The sequence below is a fragment of the Neisseria sp. HMSC31F04 genome (assembly GCF_001807735.1).
GTDB classification, from domain to species: domain Bacteria; phylum Pseudomonadota; class Gammaproteobacteria; order Burkholderiales; family Neisseriaceae; genus Neisseria; species Neisseria elongata.
The window spans coordinates 1-19461 of the sequence record NZ_KV790785.1 but is presented as its reverse complement, the minus strand read 5'-3'; the positions used below and the strand labels follow the sequence as shown (position 1 = coordinate 19461).

At 55.2% G+C, this 19461-nt stretch carries 19 protein-coding genes and 1 pseudogene; 7 read left to right on the top strand and 13 right to left on the bottom strand.

Annotated elements, in window-relative coordinates; all coding sequences use genetic code 11:
- Nucleotides 1-50 precede the first annotated feature (50 nt).
- The 3 genes and pseudogenes from HMPREF3107_RS03025 to HMPREF3107_RS12290 all read left to right on the top strand — a co-directional run.
- Nucleotides 51-548, top strand: coding sequence for a CinA family protein (locus HMPREF3107_RS03025; protein WP_070453274.1), 498 nt, complete (start codon nt 51-53; stop codon nt 546-548).
- Between the two features lie 170 nt (nt 549-718).
- Nucleotides 719-1555, top strand: coding sequence for a DegV family protein (locus HMPREF3107_RS03020; protein WP_246828581.1), 837 nt, complete (start codon nt 719-721; stop codon nt 1553-1555).
- 18 nt (nt 1556-1573) lie between these two features.
- Nucleotides 1574-1681: pseudogene (locus HMPREF3107_RS12290) on the top strand (IS5/IS1182 family transposase); the annotation flags it as partial.
- Between the two features lie 87 nt (nt 1682-1768).
- Here the strand turns inward: HMPREF3107_RS12290 and HMPREF3107_RS03015 are convergent.
- From HMPREF3107_RS03015 to HMPREF3107_RS11340, 8 genes are all read right to left on the bottom strand, one after another.
- The gene (locus HMPREF3107_RS03015) at nt 1769-2383 is read right to left on the bottom strand and encodes an HI_0552 family protein (protein WP_070453290.1); all 615 of its coding nucleotides are present in this window, start codon (nt 2381-2383) and stop codon (nt 1769-1771) included.
- A 197-nt stretch (nt 2384-2580) separates the two neighbouring features.
- Nucleotides 2581-3264: a monofunctional biosynthetic peptidoglycan transglycosylase gene (gene mtgA / locus HMPREF3107_RS03010; protein WP_070453268.1), complete on the bottom strand. Its 684-nt coding sequence runs from the start codon at nt 3262-3264 to the stop codon at nt 2581-2583.
- Between the two features lie 2 nt (nt 3265-3266).
- Nucleotides 3267-4076, bottom strand: a complete 810-nt coding sequence (gene aroE / locus HMPREF3107_RS03005; RefSeq protein WP_070453265.1) for a shikimate dehydrogenase — start codon at nt 4074-4076, stop codon at nt 3267-3269.
- A 22-nt stretch (nt 4077-4098) separates the two neighbouring features.
- Nucleotides 4099-5622 (bottom strand): AmpG family muropeptide MFS transporter, encoded by a 1524-nt coding sequence (locus tag HMPREF3107_RS03000; RefSeq protein WP_070453287.1) that lies wholly within the window; start codon nt 5620-5622, stop codon nt 4099-4101.
- Nucleotides 5623-5749: 127 nt separating this feature from the next.
- Nucleotides 5750-6430 (bottom strand): energy transducer TonB, encoded by a 681-nt coding sequence (locus HMPREF3107_RS02995; protein ID WP_141742816.1) that lies wholly within the window; start codon nt 6428-6430, stop codon nt 5750-5752.
- A gap of 65 nt (nt 6431-6495) precedes the next feature.
- Nucleotides 6496-7236: an SH3 domain-containing protein gene (locus HMPREF3107_RS02990; protein ID WP_070453259.1), complete on the bottom strand. Its 741-nt coding sequence runs from the start codon at nt 7234-7236 to the stop codon at nt 6496-6498.
- 103 nt (nt 7237-7339) lie between these two features.
- Nucleotides 7340-7555: a hypothetical protein gene (locus HMPREF3107_RS02985; RefSeq protein WP_003772629.1), complete on the bottom strand. Its 216-nt coding sequence runs from the start codon at nt 7553-7555 to the stop codon at nt 7340-7342.
- Nucleotides 7556-7581: 26 nt separating this feature from the next.
- The gene (locus HMPREF3107_RS11340) at nt 7582-8124 is read right to left on the bottom strand and encodes a C40 family peptidase (protein ID WP_083284601.1); all 543 of its coding nucleotides are present in this window, start codon (nt 8122-8124) and stop codon (nt 7582-7584) included.
- 757 nt (nt 8125-8881) lie between these two features.
- On the opposite strand from HMPREF3107_RS11340, the gene HMPREF3107_RS02975 reads away from it, so the two are divergent.
- The 4 genes from HMPREF3107_RS02975 to HMPREF3107_RS02960 all read left to right on the top strand — a co-directional run bounded on the left by HMPREF3107_RS02975 (nt 8882) and on the right by HMPREF3107_RS02960 (nt 13456).
- On the top strand, nt 8882-10528 hold the full coding sequence (locus HMPREF3107_RS02975; RefSeq protein ID WP_070453284.1) for an ABC1 kinase family protein: 1647 nt from the start codon (nt 8882-8884) through the stop codon (nt 10526-10528).
- 157 nt (nt 10529-10685) lie between these two features.
- Nucleotides 10686-10928, top strand: coding sequence for a GlsB/YeaQ/YmgE family stress response membrane protein (locus HMPREF3107_RS02970; RefSeq protein ID WP_070453252.1), 243 nt, complete (start codon nt 10686-10688; stop codon nt 10926-10928).
- 184 nt (nt 10929-11112) lie between these two features.
- Nucleotides 11113-11805: a Bax inhibitor-1 family protein gene (locus HMPREF3107_RS02965; RefSeq protein WP_049253221.1), complete on the top strand. Its 693-nt coding sequence runs from the start codon at nt 11113-11115 to the stop codon at nt 11803-11805.
- 247 nt (nt 11806-12052) lie between these two features.
- The gene (locus tag HMPREF3107_RS02960) at nt 12053-13456 is read left to right on the top strand and encodes a surface lipoprotein assembly modifier (RefSeq protein WP_070453249.1); all 1404 of its coding nucleotides are present in this window, start codon (nt 12053-12055) and stop codon (nt 13454-13456) included.
- 145 nt (nt 13457-13601) lie between these two features.
- Here HMPREF3107_RS02960 and nagZ read toward each other — a convergent pair whose 3' ends face one another.
- The 5 genes from nagZ to miaB form a co-directional block, all read right to left on the bottom strand.
- Nucleotides 13602-14687 carry a beta-N-acetylhexosaminidase gene (nagZ, locus tag HMPREF3107_RS02955; RefSeq protein WP_070453246.1) on the bottom strand — a complete coding sequence of 362 codons (1086 nt, stop codon included), beginning with the start codon at nt 14685-14687 and terminating at the stop codon, nt 13602-13604.
- A gap of 65 nt (nt 14688-14752) precedes the next feature.
- A complete protein-coding gene (locus tag HMPREF3107_RS02950; RefSeq protein ID WP_070453244.1) occupies nt 14753-16246 on the bottom strand; it encodes a DegQ family serine endoprotease in 1494 nt (497 codons plus the stop codon).
- Between the two features lie 140 nt (nt 16247-16386).
- Complete coding sequence (locus tag HMPREF3107_RS02945) at nt 16387-16980, bottom strand: hypothetical protein (RefSeq protein ID WP_070453241.1); 594 nt, start codon at nt 16978-16980, stop codon at nt 16387-16389.
- Between the two features lie 145 nt (nt 16981-17125).
- Nucleotides 17126-17740, bottom strand: a complete 615-nt coding sequence (locus HMPREF3107_RS02940) for a BON domain-containing protein (RefSeq protein WP_070453238.1) — start codon at nt 17738-17740, stop codon at nt 17126-17128.
- 251 nt (nt 17741-17991) lie between these two features.
- Nucleotides 17992-19314, bottom strand: a complete 1323-nt coding sequence (gene miaB, locus HMPREF3107_RS02935; protein ID WP_049248933.1) for a tRNA (N6-isopentenyl adenosine(37)-C2)-methylthiotransferase MiaB — start codon at nt 19312-19314, stop codon at nt 17992-17994.
- Between the last annotated feature and the right edge of the window lie 147 nt (nt 19315-19461).

Sequence of the window (19461 nt, the reverse complement as noted above, 5' to 3'; positions counted from 1 at the left end):
CGTACTGGTTTAAATTTAATCCACTATAAAAACACCACGAGGCTGAACCCATGACGCCGAACCCGACACCCGACTCCGTCCTCCATCTGCTGACCGCCCGCCTCGCCGCCCGAGGCCTTACCGTCAGTTGCGCCGAATCCTGCACCGGCGGCCTGCTGGCGGCGGAATTCACCCGCCTGCCCGGCAGCTCCGCCTGGTTTGAAACAGGCTTCGTTACCTACAGCAACGAAGCGAAACAACGGCTGTTGGGCGTTTCCGCCGACAGCCTGCGGCAATACGGCGCAGTCAGCGAAGCCGTGGTACACGAAATGGCGGCGGGGGCAAGGCGGGCGGCGGATGCCGACTACGCCCTCGGCATTTCGGGCATCGCCGGCCCGGACGGCGGCAGCCCCGAAAAACCCGTCGGCACCGTCTGCTTCGGCCTTGCCGACCGTCAAACCACCCACGCCCGCACCGCCCGCTTTAACGGCAACCGCGACGAAATACGGCGGCAGGCCGTCGATTTCGCCCTCGCGTTCCTCAACGAAACCCTGTCATCTGCACAATAAGCAGGCAGAAATGAAATGTTCATATTTATTTGAAAATTTAATGGCTTACATTCGTTTTTTATACTGGACTTTCCCCGCGCAATCCCTTACCATCCGCCCTTTTTTCAGTATCACACACTACCACAACAGCCATGCTTGATCATTACAGGCTGCCGGCCCGTTGCGCCGTCGTGGCCACATCTACAAGTTCTCTTGATGAAATCGCATCGGATGACGACCTGCTCTACATCCTGCGCCTGAACATCCATATGGACGGCATCGTCTATTCAGACGGCCTGGACCTGCACCCCGATGCCTTCTACCTCTGGCAGATGGAAACGCCCGACGATACAGCCACCACTTCGCCGCCGGCGGAAAAAGCCGTCAGAAGGCAGTTTGCCGAACTGCGCGACCTCGGCTACCGCGAAGTCATCGTAACCACCTTAAGCGGCAAAATCAGCGGTGCGGCCGACATCATCCGCAAAGTGGCGGTGGAAATGGCGCGCGAGATTACTGTTTACGTCGTCGATACCGGCACGGCCTGCATGCCCGAAGGCCATTTCGCACTCGAAGCGCTGAAACTGCTGCACCTAGGCTTTGCCCCCGCCGACGTCGTGGCGCACCTCGAACGATTGAAGCCCACAGCCGAAATCATATTCAGTGTGCACAACACGCGCCAATTGCGCCGCCAAGGCCATCTGAATCCGACCGAGAAATTCTTTGCCGGACTGCTGGACCTGAAGCCCGTCCTGCGTTTCCGCAACGGCGAATTTTCGCGGCTGGATGTCGGCAGAAAGACCGAAAACACTTTGGATTCCTTGGTCGATGCCGTCAAAAAGCAGACTCACGGCAAACACGTCCGCGCCTACGGCCTCTACGGCGGCAACCGCGGCCTTTACGATCAGCTGGCACAAAAGCTGAAAGACAAAACCGGCTTGAAAATAACCGGCTTTCCGATTTCGCCTGTTATCAGCGCGCACCTCGGCCCCGATGCCGTCGGTGTCGGCTGGGTGGAAGAATTGATGTGATTCCCGCCTGTCCGGCACTATAGTGAATTAAATTTGAATCAGGACAAGGCGACGAAGCCGCAGACAGTACAAATAGTACGGCAAGGCGAGCCAACGCCGTACTGGTTTAAATTTAATCCACTATATCATAGTAGCCGGCACTGCTCCCTTCATCGTCAAAAGGCCGTCTGAAAATGTGTTTTCAGACGGCCTCTATCTTTCCGGCATCTTTATTTAATCATCGAAACAGGCTTCATACAGCGGTAGCAGTGCGCGCACCGTATCCACAATCCAGGCCGCGCTGTCGGTTTTGCCCAAATCGGCGCGTTCGATGTGGCGGCCGATGCAGAAGAAATCGTCTTTGCCGTCCAAAGCGGGCACGCCGCTTTGCGCCATGATCGGATAATCGGCGTATTCGTCGTCTGCACCGTGCCAAATATCGAAAGCCGCATAACGTTCGGCTTCCAAAACATCCAGCCAGCGGTTGTACTGCGGCAGGGCGATAGGCGAAACATCGGCCTTGTAGCAATGCCAGTCGAGGCTGACGGTCAGGCGGCGGCGGTTGAGCAACACCGACAAAATCGCCGCCGCATCGCTGTATTGCGCGTATTTGAAATAGGCGAAAAAATGCGCCCGCACCTGCCAGCCGTTGCACCAGCGTTCGATGTGCGGCGGGGCGAACGGCGCACCCAAATCTTCCGCCACCTGCCGAATCAAGGCCTGCCAATCCTGCCACGCCGCCTTGTAGTCGGCTTTGATTTGAGGAATCGACTCCGGCTGGTATTTTTTCAACTGGGAAAACTGGTAAAACGGGATGTCGAACAGTTCGCTGTGTTTCGGCGTCAGCATGATGCCTGCTCCTTTTGCGGTGAATTGAAACGGCCAATATCCGATTGCCGTCATCGGCTTGCGGCAGCCCTGCATATTTCCGGCAGCCTAAGGCTCGGATTCCCGCCTGCACGGGAATGGCGGTACGGCCTTACTATACCCTGTATCGGTTCTGCGGCGGGAAGGCCGTCTGAAAACGGCTTTCAGACGGCCTCTTTCTATTCTTCCGGCAATTCCGCCGAACCCATGCGTTTCAAAATGATGTTGGTTTTGGCGCGCAGGCGTTTGCTGTTCGGGTTGTCGGCGTAGAACAACGGGGCGGGAACGCGGGCGGCCAGGGCGGCGGCCTGTTGTTTGCTCAGGGTGGCGGCGGGTTTGCGGTAAAAACGCTGCGAGGCAGCTTCCGCGCCAAATACGCCGTAATCCCATTCGATAACGTTGAGGTAGAGTTCGAAGATGCGGTCTTTGTCGGTGGTGGCTTCGAGCATGGCGGTGATGGCTGCTTCCTCGCCTTTGCGGATGTAGCTCTGCCACTCGTTGAGGAACAGGTTTTTGGCAAGCTGCTGGCTGATGGTCGAGCCGCCGCCTTTGATGCGGCCGCTTCGTTCGTTGCGGCGCATGGCGTTGCGTATGCCGTTCCAGTCGAAGCCGCCGTGTTCGGCAAAGGCCGCGTCTTCCGAGGCAATCAGTGCCTTTTTCAGATTGACGGAGATGCGGTTGTAGGGAATCCAGCGGTAGTCCAAGGCAACTTCCCGCCCTTCGCTGCGGAATTCGTTCATCCGCATGGTCATAAACGCGCTGTGGTGCGGGGCGACGGCGCGGTAGGTCAGTATGCTGCCGTAAACATAGGCGTTAAACAGGATAAAGGCGGAAAAAGGTAATGCAATCAACCATTTCAACATTTTCAGACGGCCTTTCTCAATGTTTCGATAACGGGTTCGACATCGGGCGAAAACCCGCGCCACAGGCGGTAGGATTCGGCGGCCTGGCCGACCAGCATACCGAGGCCGTCTGAAACCTTGTGCGCGCCGTTTTGACGCGCCAGACGCATAAAGGCAGTCGGTTCGCGGCCGTAAACCATATCGTAGGCCAGTTCGCAATGTTCGAAAACGGCGGGGGATACATCGGGGGTTTGCCCGTTCAAGCCGCCCGACGTGCCGTTGATGACGATGTCGAAGCCTTCCGCCGCGTCTGCCAAAGCGCAAGACAGCACGCCGAATTGTTGCACTAACTCATGCGCTTTGGACGGCGTGCGGTTGGCAACGGTAACGGCGGCAGGTTCTTGCGCCAGCAACAGTTGCAGCACGCCGCGCACCGCGCCGCCCGCACCCAGCACCAAAATCCGTTTGCCGCGCAGGGAAACGTTTTGGCGGGCGATGTCCCGCACCAAACCGACGCCGTCGGTGTTGTCGGCTTTCAGACGGCCGTCTGAAAGCCGTATCAGCGTATTGGCCGCACCTGCCGCTGCGGCGCGTTCGGACAACTCGTCGGCCAATGCGAAGGCTTCGGTTTTAAACGGCAGGGTAACATTCGCCCCCGCGCCGCCCAAAGCGAAAAACGCCCGCACCGCCGGCGCGAAGCCGCCGATGTCGGCCAAACAACGGCCGTATTCGATTTCCACCCCTTCCTGGGCGGCAAACAGCCGGTGGATTTCGGGCGACCTGCTGTGGGCAATCGGATTGCCGAACACGGCGTATTGCGAAACGGATGTCATGTCTTTCCTTTGCGGACGGTTTTCAGACGGCCTCAGCCTGACGGTAGATTTTCTTATCAACCCAATACACCAGCAACAGCACCGGCAGGCCGATCAGCGCGGTAAACAGGAAAAAGCCCGGGTAGCCGATTTTGCTCACAATCGTGCCGGAATAGCCGCCCAGCGTTTTCGGCAGCAAGGTCATCAGCGAACTGAAAATGGCGTATTGTACGGCGGTGAAACGGATATTCGTCAGCGAAGAGAGGAAGGCGACGAACACCGCGCCCGCCAGCCCGGAAGCCAAATTGTCGAAACCGACCGCCAAATATATAAACAACACGTCGTGCCCGCGATAAGCCAGCGTAATGAACAACAGATTGGTAGCTGAAGCCAGTACCGCGCCGGCCATCATCATCTTCATCAGCGAAAACCGCTGCGACAGCAGCCCGCCGAGGAAACCGCCCGCCACTGCCATCACCACGCCGAAGGTTTTCACCGCCGCCGCGATTTCGTTTTTGCTGAACCCCATTTCCTGATAAAACACATTGGAAATCACCCCGGCCACAATATCCGAAATACGGTACAGCCCGATTAAAGCCAAAAGCAGCAGGGCCGAACGGCCGTAACGCCGGAAAAAATCGGCCACGGGCGTTACCCAGGTATCGACGGCCAACTGTTTGGGCACGATTTTCAGCCACACCAAAAACGCACCGGCCAGCCCCGCTGCACCCACCGACATCGTCAGGCGGGCCGCCTCAACCAGCAAGCCCAACAGCGCATCGTCCTGCTTCGAAAACAAACCGCCGAACCAGGAAAACATTGCCGCAAATGCCGACACGGAACCGAGGAACAGCACAATCAGGCGCAGGCTGTCCGCCAAACTGCGCCGTTTGTCCGCACGGGCGGCCACCTCCGGCTCGCGCATCAGCAAAACCGTCGCCATGCCCACCGCCATCACCGCCGCCATCAGCAAATACGTCTGCTGCCACGCGGCATACACATAATGCCCCGACTTCGACCCGAACGTTTCCGCCGCATACAGCGCGCCCGCGCCGGAAACAATCATGCCGACGCGGTACCCCGCATTGTAAGTGGCCGACGTTACCGACTGCATCGCCGTATCGTCCCCCGCCGCCTCGATGCGGTAGGCATCGATAACGACGTCCTGCGTGGCCGAAGAAAAGCCGAGCAGCACCGCCGCCGCCGCCATCATCGCCAAAGCCCCGGGCTGCGCCGGATTAACCATCGCCATCCAAACGATGGCCGACGCCACGGCCGCCTGCGACAACAGCAGCCAGGAACGCCGCCAACCCAGCCTTCCCAAAACAGGCAGCGGCAACGAATCGATTAGCGGTGCCCAAACGAATTTGAACGAATAAGCCAAAGCCGCCCAGCTGAACATCGTTACCATATCGCGCGACACGCCGGCCTCGCTCAACCACAACGACAGGCTGGAAAAAATCAGCATAATCGGCACACCGGCGGAAAATCCGAGGAAAAACAGCACGACGGCGCGCGGGTCGGTATAAACGGCGGCGGCATGCAGCCAGCTGGAAGATTGTTTCATGTTGCGAATTTCAAAAAGCCGAACGGCGGAAGGCCGCATTGTAACAAAGGCCGTCTGAAAATTCAGACGGCCTTGCGGGTTTTAACTTTTGCCGGCGTTTCGTTCCGTTTTGACGGCCATACCGTTTTCACTCTGCCGAAGCCGCACTTTCAGACGGCTTATCCTGTGGCAAAATAAAGTTAAACCGAAGGAAGAGTCTTGTATCTACCGGCTTCCCGTCCCGTATGGCGGGAAAATAAATTCCCTCCAATGCCGCTTTGTGAGCGGCACGATCCAACCTGACGAACCTTTTAGACGGGACTTTTGCCGAAACGACCTTCCCTTCCGGCGAGACATGCACCGCTATGCGAACAGTCCCCTCCTCAGCCTCATAGAACGATACGGCAGGATAAGGCGGAACCGGCAGGAAATAGGCCTCGCCCTCGCGGTTTTCGCCCGGGCCGTAAAACAGATAAACATATTCGGCATAAGATTTCACCGGCTTGCAGACTGTTTGCCCGTCCTCTGCCGTTTCGCACGATTTCGGCGGCGTAAACTGCGGCTGCCCCGCATCGGCAACGGCCTGCCTGCGCAATGCCGGATTGCCCGACTTCCCTTCCTGCCACACGCGGCGTTTTACCCTGCCCTTCTCGTCTATATCGAGCAGCATGACCAGTTCTCCGCCCGCCGCGCCGTCCCGGGTCGGCAATACTTTCAATACGGGCGGCCGAACACGATCGCGTTTCCGCAACTGCTGCGCCGTATCGGCCGCCTGCACGCTGTATGCCGAAAGGGCGGATAAAACAAAAATCGAAAAATATTTCATCATAACAATCACCTTGCACTTTTTATATTCAAGTGTAACGAAAACGACAGCCCAAGCCCGATTCCGCTTTAAACCGCCTCCCCCCACAAATAACGGCGGACAAACCGGCCTTTTTCAAACACGAAGGTAACGCCGAAAGGTGCGCCGTCCGTCCCCAATGAGGCATAGAGATAAACGGTTCCGCTGTCCGGGCGGTAATAGGCTTCCCAAGTATGCCAAAAATTGCCCGCTTGCGGGTTGGCGGCATAAACGGGATGAAACAGCCCCTGCAACTGGGTAGCGGGTACGGGGCGGCCGTTCAACGTGATGCTTGCAGGCACGAAGACTTCGTCGGGAATCATGTTGTCCGTACCATAGAAAGGATGGCCCCGATAGCGGCGGGCCGTATACCCCTGCTTGTCGATGCCGGAAAAATCGGCTTTGTTCGGCTTGAAACGGGCGGCGGTAACGCGGATGGTTTGCCCTGCGGCGGACAACGTTATGCCGTCCGAACCGTTGTGCCGCAACCGAAGGGGGACAAAGCCGCCGCCGCGTTTGGGGAAAACCAATCGGCTGTGATGGACGAAGCCGCCCTCAGACGGCGTTTGCAGCCTCGCGTCGCAAAACTGCGCGCCGCCGTCGCCTGCTTCGTCGGAGAGGCAATAAATCGGCGTACCGTTGGGCAGCTTGGCCAATACTTTACTTTTCAAGTCGGGACGGGCGCGCAGGTTGACATGGCCGTCCGGGTCGGCCACCACGGCCAAGCCTTCCGGCTGCGCCGCAACACTCAAAAGGGGGATAAATAGTAAAACCATGCAGAAACGGCGCATGACAAGTTCCTCAGATGTTATGTTGCAATAAAAACGAAGGAGGCCGTCTGAAAAAACAATATTCTGCTTTCAGACGGCCTCTGCTTGCAGGCTGCAAATGCCTTTATCCTTGGTATGGGTTTTCCACTCCGGCCACCAGGGCGGCAAGGTATTCGCGCAGCTGTTCCTCTCCGCAGCCCATCAACAGAGCATCCTCAAACGCATCTTGCGCCAGCTGGAAGAGTTCCGTCATGTTTTCGTTCATGACTTTGATTTTTTCGGTGCAGGAAACGATGCTGCCGTCGTCACCGTACCATTTCGGCATGTCGGGCATGGCCATATTTCAGACTCCTCTATCCTTATGGTTTATCTGGTAAAACGACCTGAATCGTAGCGTTTCACCCTGCGGGCGGTAACGTATTTGCTGTTCCAGTATTTGTTGCCCAGGCTGGTGATTTCGATGCTTTTTCCGGTGCGCGGGGCATGGATGAAGCGGTTGTTGCCAATATAGAGGCCGACGTGCGAGATGCGTCCGCGCGAAGTGCTGAAAAACACCATGTCACCCGGCTGGAGTTCGCTTCGGCTGACCGCCACACCCATTTTAGCCTGCTCTGCCGATGTGCGGGGCAGGTTGATTTGCATGGTTTTGCGGAAAATATGCTGCATGAAGCCACTGCAGTCGAAACCGCTGCTGACGGATGTTCCGCCAAAACGGTAGCTGACGCCGAGTAATCCCATTGCGTTGCCGATCAATTCGTCCGCTTCGCGGCGGGAAAGGGCTGCGGTACGTTTTGAAGAGGATTGGCTTGAAGCGGACTCGGAAAATTCCACTTTCGGAGAAGGGGCGGGAGGGGCTTTTGCTTCCTGACGCCGCTCTGTTTCCGACTGCTGTTTGACCAGTGCCTGCATGCCGTCTTCGTCATAAGACTGGCGGGGAGCGGACGGGGGCGGGGCGGGCGGAGTCTCTCGATGTGCAGCTTCTTGGCGGGCGGCTTCCCTTCTTGCCGCCTCGCGGCGTTCCGCTTCTTTTTTCGCGGCCTCTTGCTTTTTCAGGGCTTCTTGTTTGGCGGTATCGGCCTTTTTGTCCTTTTGTTTGCCGTCTTTCTTTTGGCTTTCTTGGTTTCTGCCGCCTGCTTGTGCTGCTTGTTTGTTTTCTTTTTTGTCTTTGCCTGTTTCTTTTTTATTTTTACTGTCTTTATTATCTTTTTTTTCTTTGCTGTTTTTGGCAGCCTCTTTTGGGGATTCTTTTTTGGCGTTGTTCTTTTCTTTTTCCTGTTTTTTGCCGCCTTTGGCATTGTCTTTTTTGCTGTTTTCCGACTTTGCCCCGTCTTTCTTTTTATCGTCTTTTTTCTTGTCGGCCGGCTCTTTTTTGGCGTTGTCTTTTTTAGCTGCGTCTTTTTTGACGGTTTCTTTTTTGGCCGTTTTCTTATTGTCGGCGTAGGCGGCGGGAAGGGTTGCCGTCAATAGGGCAAACACCGTAAAGAAGTAGGTAAGGATTTGTTTCAAATGGGTCATGCTGTTGTTTCGCTTGCTTGTCGGCCCTGCTATCCGGCAGCCTGCCGACGGTGTTGGTAACCATTTTTTTCAGACGGCCTCCTGTGCCGTCCGCGCGCAAAAATATGCTATGCTGGGCATCTGTCGAGCCGAAAGATACCACATAACCGCCATGATGATACCAACTTTACTCGCTATGCGCGATTTTTCGCGGCTGCGCGAAATCATTGCCATTCTAACCAAACACGGCTTGGGCGAGTTTGTGCAGCGTATCAAATTGTCGGGCAAAACGCCGTCTGAAAACCCCGATGCGGACAGCCGCTACATCCCTACGCCGCGCCGTTTCCGCCTGGCTTTCGAGGAACTGGGGCCGACGTTTGTCAAGCTGGGGCAGATTTTGTCCACGCGGGTGGACATTTTCAATGCCGAGTGGATAGAGGAATTCGAACAGCTGCAATGCAACGTCGCGCCGATTGCCACGGAAGACATCGGCGCGTTGATTGAGGCACGGCTCGGCCGGCCGATGGACGAAGTGTTTGCCGAGTTGGACGGCAAACCGGTCGGCAGTGCGTCCATCGCCCAGGTGCACGGCGCGGTTTTGCGCAACGGCGAACGGGTGGCGGTTAAAATCAAGCGGCCGGACATTGAAAAAAGCATACGCGCGGATTTGCGTATTTTGAACCACCTGGCAGCCCTCATCGAAACGGAAATCCCCGAAACCCGCCGCTACCGGCCGGTTCAGATGGTTCAGTATTTTGCCCGCAGCCTGGCCAGGGAAACCGATTTGTCGTTCGAACTGCGCTATATGCAGCGTTTCGCCAATGCCTTTGCCGGCCATCCTTTCGTCCACATTCCCAAGGTCTATGCCGAGTATTCCAACCGCCAGATTCTGGTGCAGGAATATGTCGGCGGTACCCTCCTGCGCCATGCCGATATCGACCGGATGCCGTCTGAAACCCGCGCCATACTGGCACGGCGCATTACCGACACCTTATTTGCCATGATTTTGCAGCAAGGCTTCTTTCATGCCGACCCGCACCCCGGCAACATCTTCATCCGCGACGACGGGCGGATCAGCCTGATTGATTTCGGCCTGGTCGGCCACCTTTCCGCCCCGAGGCGGCACGAAATCCTTTCCCTCATCAAAGCCCTGGCGGAGCGCGACCCGTTTACCATGCAATATGTGCTGGGCAACTGGGCGCAGGGCGAACTGCCCGACGAAAACCTGCTGGGTGCCGACGTGCTGGAAATGCTGTTGAACTACGAAAACACTCCCGTCAGCGACTTACGCATCAGCCAAGTCATCAACGACATCACCCAAATCATGCGCGGCCACGGCCTGACGCTGCCCGCCGATTTGGTGATGCTGTTCAAAACGCTGATTACCCTCGAAGGCGTGGTCAAACGGCTGGATGGCTCGACCGAACTCTTGGAACAGGCCAAACCCATCGTACTGGCCGAACTGAAACGCCTCGCCTCCCCCGACTACATCGTACGGAAAAGCCGCAGGCAGCTGAACACCCTGCTGCAAACCGCCGACGAACTGCCGCAAACCCTCATCCGCCTGTCGCGGCGGCTGCAAAAAGGACAATTCAGCCTCGACCTCGACCTCAAACGGCTGGACGACCTCAGCCACCAGCTCGACCGCGCCACCAACCGCCTGACCATGGGCATCGTTACCGCCGCCTTGATTATCGGCTCCTCCATCGTCATGAGTGTAGACAAAGCCCCCGGTTTCCTCGGCCTGACCGGCTACCTGCTGGCCTTTGCCAACAGCCTGTGGATTATCTGGTCCATCTGGCGTTCGGGCAGGCACTAAGCGCGCAAACACCCGTCACAAACCGTTCAAACCGGTTTTTCAGACGGCCTCCATGTAAACAAGCGTCAAAAAACATCAAATTACTGCAAACGGCATTTAAAAGCTGCCCCCTTGCCGCATATTGCCGCCCTGTACACACCCAAACAAAGGAAAAAACATGCTTGCTACCATCCTCATCGGTTTCATCATCGGTGTTTTGGCGAAATTCCTCTACCCCGGCCGCGACAAACTCGGCTTTATCTTCACCACCCTGCTCGGCATCGGCGGCTCGTTGCTCGGCAGTTGGGCCGGACAGACGCTCGGCTGGTACGGTCCTAACCAACCGGCAGGCTGGATTGTCTCCACCATTGCGGCCGTTGTCATCCTCGCCATTTACAGCCGCATGACCGGCAAACGCTAAACAGTAAAAAGGCCGTCTGAAAAGAACGTTTCCGGCAGAGTCAGGACACCGAACCTCCCGAAACCGACTTTTCAGACGGCCTCTTCGCTATTATTTGAATAAACAAAGTAAAACCTTCGCATTTTCAAGACTTACTGTTACAATCCTCATCCTTATTCACCAACCCACACATAGGAACGACACCATGCAACATGATGTTTACGACTATACCAACCCGGCCATGGACGTGCAGCGCAGCAGCGTTTTGCGCAAAACCTACGGCCTCTTGGCAGTGTCCTTCATCCCCTGTGCGCTGGGCGCATTCGCCGCTGCCGCCACGGGCTTCAACCTCTTCAGTCTCACCGGCAACCGCTGGGCGGGCATCATCGCCTTCTTCGCCTTCTTCTACGGCATGGTTTTCCTGATTGAGAAAAACCGCTACAGCAACGTGGGCGCAGGCCTTTTGATGGTTTTCACCTTCGGCATGGGCGCGCTGATTTCCCCGCTGCTGCAATACAGCCTGAGCATTCCCGGCGGCGCGAACCTCGTCGCCACCGCAGCCCTGATGACTGCGGCGGTATTCGGCGTCATGTCGGTGATGGCGCGAAAAGCCAACGTTGACACCAACGCCCTCGGCCGCTTCCTCTCCGTCGGCGGCGTCATCCTGATGATTGCCGTGGTGGCCAACCTGTTCCTGCAAATGCCTGTCTTCGGACTGGCCATTGCCGGCGCATTCGTCTTCTTCAGCTCGCTGGTCATCATGTGGCAAGTGCGAACCGTCATCGAAGGCGGCGAAGACAGCCACATCAGCGCGGCGCTGACCATCTTCATCTCACTGTACAACATCTTCCAAAGCCTGTTGCACATCCTGCTTTCACTGGCCGGCAACGACGATTAAGCCGTCCACAGGATAAGATGCTCGAGAGGCCGTCTGAAACCGGAAAACCGTTTCAGACGGCCTTTTCGTTTCCAACCCGGATACGGACGCAACCGGCATCAGCCATTCAGAAATTCCGCCAAGACTGCGGCCATACCGCCGCACCCCGCATCATCCGCCATATTCCGTCCTGCCAAAGCATTTCCGCTATAATCGCCGCCGGCCGGCATTTTCAGACGGCCTCCGTCCCCCTCCCATCCATACCGCCATGAAAATAGCCTCCCTGCTCCTGCTGCTTTTACCCTTCCACGCCGTATCCGAAACCGTGCACGTTCCCGCACCGGTTTCATTCGACCGACTGCCGGAAACACCCATCAGCCCCGAGCCACCGCCCCAACCCGCACCGCCCGCCGCCGTCCTTTCCGACGACAACGGCAGCACCCTGGAAGCGCAAATTAGCCGCGCACTGACCGAACAAGACTGGCCGCGCCTGACAAAACTGCTGCAAAAATACCAAACCCTGCCCGCGCGCGACCCCATCCTCCACGACTACGCACTCGGCGCACTCCGCCGCACCCAACTCCGTCACGATGAAGCCGTCGCACTGTATCGCGGCATCTTGGCGCAACAGCCCGGCTTGGCCTATCCGCGTTTTGATTTGGGTGTCATGCTGTTTGAAAACAAACAATACCGCGAAGCGGCTGCGGAACTGCAACGTGCCAAACCCGGCCTGCAGCCCGACATGCAAACACTGGCCGACCGTTATCTGGCAGCCATCAAAAAAGAACAAGGCTGGCAGCCCGAAATTTCCCTGCAATACGCCGCCACCGACAATGTAAACAACGCTTCCGAAGCCGAAATCATCGAATGGGACGGCAGGCAATGGCGGAAAACCGCCGACAGCCTGCCCCAAAGCGCGCACGGTATCCGCTACGGCTTGGGCGTATCACGCGAAATCAACTTGGGCGGCCGCCACTTCGCCGCAGGCCGTCTGAACGGCGACGGCGTACATTATTGGGACCGCCGCGAATACAACGAGCAGAGCATCCACTTTGCCGCAGGCTACAAAAACCGCTCCGTAACGCGCTCCTTCGGCATCCTGCCCTTTATCGAATACAACCGTCTGGGCGGCGAACCTTACAACCAAGTATTCGGCGCACAGGCCGACTTTTCAGGCCGTCTGAACGACAAATGGCGCATCGCGCTCAACGCGAGCCATATCTGGAAACGCTATCGCGAAGAACGCACGGCGGCACGTTACGACGGCCACATGCCGTCGGCGGGCGCAACCCTGATATACGCCGCACCGAAAAACTGGCTGCTGTTCGGCGGCGCGGACTGGTCGCACGACATCACGCGCGAAGCGGAACAGGCTTCCGTGCGCAAAGGCGTTCGGCTGGGCGTATTCAAAACCTTTTCAGACGGCCTCGGCCTGCGCGCCAACCTGCGCTACTCCCGCCGTGTTTTCGACGCGCCCGGCACGCTGGTTTACCGATTCGTGCGCAAAGACCGCGAATATCAGGCCGGCGCATCCGTCTGGCACGAAAAATTGTCGTGGAAAGGCTTGGTGCCGCGCCTGAACCTGCAATACCTGAAAGTGGACAGCAATATGGGCGGCTTCTATTCGCGGCGGAATATGCAATGGTTTGTCAGCGTGGAGAAACAGTTTTAAACGTGCCCGGCACACCGGATACACGGCAGGTTCTCCAACGCACGGGACAGCAGCCGCACAGGAAAGCAGGCATAAAAAGGCCGTCTGAAAAGTTGTCGCCGCACCGCAGCCACACTTTCAGACGGCCTTATAATCGCCCTTGTATTTAAAACGCTTCGCCCACCTGCACGCCGCCGGCCAAATCCCTGACGCCCGACAGCTGCTCCGTCAGCATACGGGCGTGCCGGAAGGCTTCGGTTTGCAGCACGGCCTGTGCCTGCGCGGGCATCAGCTCATTGGCCATGTATTGCCAACGGGCCGCCAACTGCGGATTGTCGGGCGCGACAAAATCGCGGCGCAGTTCGTCCACCAAATCCGGCCGGTTGCAAACCAGCGCGATGTCGCAGCCGGCACGGAATGCCGCCTGTGCCCGCTGCGTGATGCCGCCTGCGGCAGCCGCACCTTCCATGGTCAAATCATCGGAAAAAATCACACCGTCGAATTTGAGCCGGCCGCGCAGAATGTCTTGTAGCCAAACGGGTGAAAAGCCGGCAGGGCGGCTGTCGATTTTTCCGTAAACTACATGGGCGGGCATAACGGCGGCCATGCCTGCGGCAGACAGGGCGGCAAACGGACGCAGGTCGTCCGCCTGCAATTCGTCCAAGCTGCGTGAGTCGTGCGGCAGGGTCAGATGGCTGTCGCCGCCGACGAAGCCGTGGCCGGGAAAATGTTTGCCGCAGGATTTCATGCCGCCGCGGTTCAGGCCGCGCTGCAATGCCAACGCCAATTCAATCACCACGTCCGCATCTTTGTGTAAGCTGCGGTTGCCGATAACGGCGCAATTGCCCCAGTCCAAATCCAATACCGGTGTAAACGACAAATCGATGCCGCAGGCGGCCAGTTCGGCAGCCAGCACCCAACCAACCGTTTCCGCCCGTTCTTTGGCGGCTTCCGCCCCTTGTCCGTCCCACATTTCGCCCAATACGCGCATGGCGGGCAGGCGGGTAAAACCCGTGATAAACCGTTGCACGCGGCCGCCTTCATGATCGACGGCCACAATCAGGGGTGGTTGGCGCAGGGCTTTGATTTCCTGCACGAGCAGGGTCAGCTGTTCTCTATCTTGGAAATTTCGGCGAAACAGAATCACGCCGCCGATAACGGGATCAAGCAGGCGTTCTTTTTCTTCGTCGGTGAGTCGGAAGGATTCGACATCGGCCATTATGGGGCCGCGCGGCAGGGTTTTCGGTATCATGGTTTTCAGAGTATGAAAGATTTTTCAGACGGCCTGGAGGCCGTCTGAAACGGGTGGTCGGATGGTTATTGCAGGTTGAGCGCGAGGAACAGGGTGTTCTCGCCGCGCTGGACGAGCAGCGGGATATTGTTGCCCGCTTTTTCCAACGCACCCCGCATCGAGGCTTCGTCCGTTACCGGATTTTGGCCGACGGACAGGATGTAGTCGCCGCGCTTCAATCCGGCTTGGGCCGCCACTTTGTCGGCACGCAGTACCAGCAGGCGGTGTTTGTCGCCCGTGATCTGTTCGGCCAGCGTCAGTCCGATGTTGTCGAGGGTGAAACTTTGGTTTTGCAGATTGGCACTACTGTCGCTGCCGGTATGGCCGCTTCGGCTGCCATTGTTTTTATCGGCATTGTCGAGCAGGATTTTTTGCTCGATGACTTCGCCGTTGCGCCAGACTTGGAGCGTAATTTCCTTGCCCGGTGCAATGGAGCCGACCATGACGGGCAGGTCGTTGGAGGCGCGCACTTCTTCGCCGTTCACGCTGAGGACGACGTCGCCCTGCTTCAATCCGGCCTGTGCCGCAGGACCGTCGGGCATCACTTGGGTAATCAGCGCGCCCATCGGTTTGCTGAGGCCGAAAGATTTGGCCAGGTTGTAATTGACTTCCTGAATGATGACGCCCAGCCGTCCGCGCTGCACTTTACCCGTGGTGCGGAGCTGGTCGGCCACATTCATGGCGACGTCAATCGGAATGGCGAAGGAAATACCCATAAAGCCGCCGCTGCGGCTGTAAATTTGGGAGTTGATGCCGACAACCTGTCCGTTTAGGTTGAACAGCGGGCCGCCCGAGTTGCCCGGATTGATGGCAACGTCAGTTTGGATAAACGGGGTGTAGTTTTCGTTCGGCAGGCTGCGGCCTTTGGCGGAAACGATGCCAGCCGTAATGCTGTTTTCAAATCCGAACGGCGCACCGATGGCGGCCACCCATTCGCCGATGCGGAGGGTTTTGACATCGCCGATTTTCACTGTCGGCAGGCCTTCGGCTTCAATTTTCAGTAAGGCGACATCTGATTGGGCATCCGAACCGATGAGTTTGGCACTGAATTCTCGCTTGTCGTTCAATGTTACTTTGATGCTGTTCATGCCGGCCACCACGTGGGCGTTCGTCAGGATGTAGCCGTTTGCGCTGATAATGAAGCCGGAACCGAAATTCTGATCTTTGTCTTCATCGGGAGCTTGCAGTTGCGGGGCGTTGGGCACCAGGCGCTTGAAGAAATCGTAAAACGGATCGTCTTCGGGGAAAGGACTGTGGTCGGTTTGGTCGGCATTATTTTCGGTTTGTTTGGTTGCCTGGATGTTGACCACGGTCGCACCTTCCTGCTCCATAAGCTTGGTAAAGTCGGGCAGCAGCATATCGACTTTCCCTTGGCTGGTCTGTGCCTCGACCGGCTTGGCAAAAACCTGCTCTTGCGGTTTGGCTGCCGGAACATCATTGTTTTTTTCTTCTTTACCGCAGGCGGTCAGTGCCAGTAAGACGGCAGCGGTAAGGGCGAGATATTTGTGGTGGCGGTTCACGTTTTACTTCCAATTATCCATAGGGGGAAACGGCGAAATTTTAACGGATTTACGGGTATTCTTCCAGAATATGTAATCAAAGGCCGTCTGAAAATGGGTTGTTTTTTTTCAGACGGCCTTTTGCCGTTACAGGTTTAATGTCAGAACAGGTTGTCCATGTCGGTTGTCTGCCGCTTGGGTGCCGGCTTGGCGGGATTGTCTGCTTTAGGGGCAGGCTTGTTAACCGGCTCTACCGCGGATTCAATGTTTTTAGGACGTTTGTTGATCGGCTCCAACGGTACTTCATCGCTGTTTGAAGATCGATTTATCGGCTCCAACGGCTTTTCTTGATTGGGCGATAGTTTTTCCTGCTTAATCTGATCGTCTTTGACTTTGTTGTCCTTCGCTTTCGGTTTGTTATTGGCCGGAGGAGTAACGGCTTCAACCGCCGTATCATCAGGCGCATCCGGCTTGGAAGCAGGTTCGTTTTTCGGCACCTGCGGTACCAGCGGGTTGCCGTTATTGGCCGGAGCCACAGCTGATGCACCATTCGGCGACCAAACTTCCACTGTATTTTGTTGCTGCACAGGCTGACTCTGCGGCGGCTGCGGACGTTGCAACTCCAACCAAACATTGATCAGCAACGCCGCCACGGCAACGGCGAGAAGAAAGATAAAAAACCAGAATAATTTGCCGATGCTTAAAAAACTTTTCTTTTTAACCGGCTGATTTTCGGATGGGTTTTCTTCGTTCATTCAGGTTTCCTTTTAATGTGGGAGGAACCGTCTTGCAGGACGGCTGAAACTACATCAAGCTTTTGGAAAAGCAGGCTGCAAAACTGAGCAGCCTGCATCCGAATAGTATTTCTTTGCCCGATTCAAACATCGTTTGACGCTATGCTTAATTATTAGGCATATAACTCTGATAAAGGGTAACAACTTTTTGCACGCCGGCCGTTGTGCTGACCCTCTGTGTAACCGCCGCCTGCTCTTCAGGTGTCAAAATACCCATGACGTAAGTAACGCCGTCATAAGTAACGATTTTCACCCGACCGGGATAAACGCCGTTCACACCCAACATCACGGTTTTTACTTTTGTCGTGCTCCACGTATCGGCAGAAATATTGCCGAACGAACGAACTTGGGGGGCGATTTCGATATAGTTGTATACAGCCTGTGCAGACTGCTCGGAACGGGCGACTTGTTCGACAAAACGACGCTCATCCTCTGTGGCAACCTTACCCAAAAGTAAAATATGCCGGTTGTAGCTGACAATACTCAAATTCGGATTGTAACCCTCCAAATTATTATTCTGCTTGAGATAAGAAATAGCGGTATTCTTAACCCGCATTTCCATAATCTGATCGTCAGCCTGTGCGCCCGTAGTGCGACGGTCAATCACGGAAGAAGTGCCGGCTGCCGCACCACCGATAAGTGCTGCAGCGCAACCGCTCAAAAAAAAGGCTGTCAAAACAGTAGCCGACAATATTTTTATTTTGGCTAAATTCGGAATCATAAGGCATCCTTTCACAAACAGGCAGTTTGCGGACAAACTGCCTGGTAATTAACGACCGTATTGTAGCGGGTATTAGGCATTATGCGTAGGGCTATATATACGAAATTTCACCTCACTTAAAGGAAAAGCGTCTACTTTATCAAAACTGAAATAGAGAAAGGCCGTCTGAAAATATTAACTTCATCGAAGTAAAAATATTTTTCAGACGGCCTCTAGCATATATAGCTTGTTATGCTTCAAGATTGGCTCATTTAAAGCAACTCACCCCGCAAAGAGAATGTAAATGCTTCCGTAATCTTGATTTCAACCATTTGATTGATCAATTCAGGATTACCGACAAAATTTACCACACGGTTATTGGCCGTTCTAGCCTGCAACTGCTCCGGATCCTTTTTGGACACACCTTCAACCAAACAACGCTGCACCGTACCAACCATGGTTTGATTGATACGTGCCGTTTCAGCCTCGATAACTTCGTTTAATGCCTCCAACCGACGCACTTTTTCTTCATGAGGAGTATCGTCATGCAGATTGGCAGCCGGCGTTCCAGGACGCGGACTGTAAATAAATACAAAGCTTAAATCGAAAGCAATGTCTTTAACCAATTTCAACGTTTGTTCAAATTCCCGCTCAGTTTCACCTGGAAATCCAACAATAAAATCAGAACTCAAGCACAAATCCGGACGAATTGCACGCAACTTTCGAATAATCGACTTGTATTCTAGAGCCGTATAGCCACGCTTCATTGCACTCAACACACGATCTGAACCACTTTGAATCGGCAAATGCAGGTGGGAGACCAACTTGGGCAAATCGCGGTAACATTCAATGATCGCATCAGAAAATTCCCTTGGATGACTGGTCGTAAAACGAAGACGTTCAATCCCGGGAATTTCATGCACAATTCTCAGCAAAGTAGCAAAATCACATACCTCACCATCATCCATCAATCCGCGATAAGCATTAACGTTCTGCCCCAAGAGATTGATTTCCTTTACACCTTGCTGCGCCAAACCGGCAATTTCCGTCAATACATCATTCAAGGGGCGGGAAAATTCCTCGCCTCGAGTATATGGTACTACACAAAAAGAACAATATTTCGAACAACCTTCCATAATAGAAATGAAAGCAGACCCACCATCGACTCTCGCCGGTGGCAAATGATCAAATTTTTCAATTTCGGGAAAAGAAATATCAACTTGAGGAAGGCCTGTTTCCTTCTTATCATCAATCAGGCGCGGCAAACGGTGAAGTGTTTGCGGACCAAACACTATATCTACAAACGGTGCGCGTTTTACGATTGCTTCACCTTCCTGAGAAGCTACACAGCCCGCGACACCTATAATCAAATCTGGTTTTTTATCTTTTAACGGGCGTACTCTCCCCAAATCTGAAAATACTTTTTCTTGCGCCTTTTCACGCACCGAACAAGTATTAAAAAGGATAATATCTGCTTCATCAGGTTCTGCAACTTGCTCTATGCCGCCATGCTCTTCCTCTAAAACAGATAACATTTTTTCGCTGTCATATTCATTCATCTGACAACCGAACGTACGTATAAAAACTTTCTTCATGGTTTGTATCTTTCAGGTGACCCGTAATCGCGGGACTTATTTTTATAAACCTATAATTATAACTCGTTTACCGAAAAATAAAATAAAACTGTACTGCATTATAAAAGGGGCTGACGTAGATTAGTAGTTATGATATTTGTGCGGAAA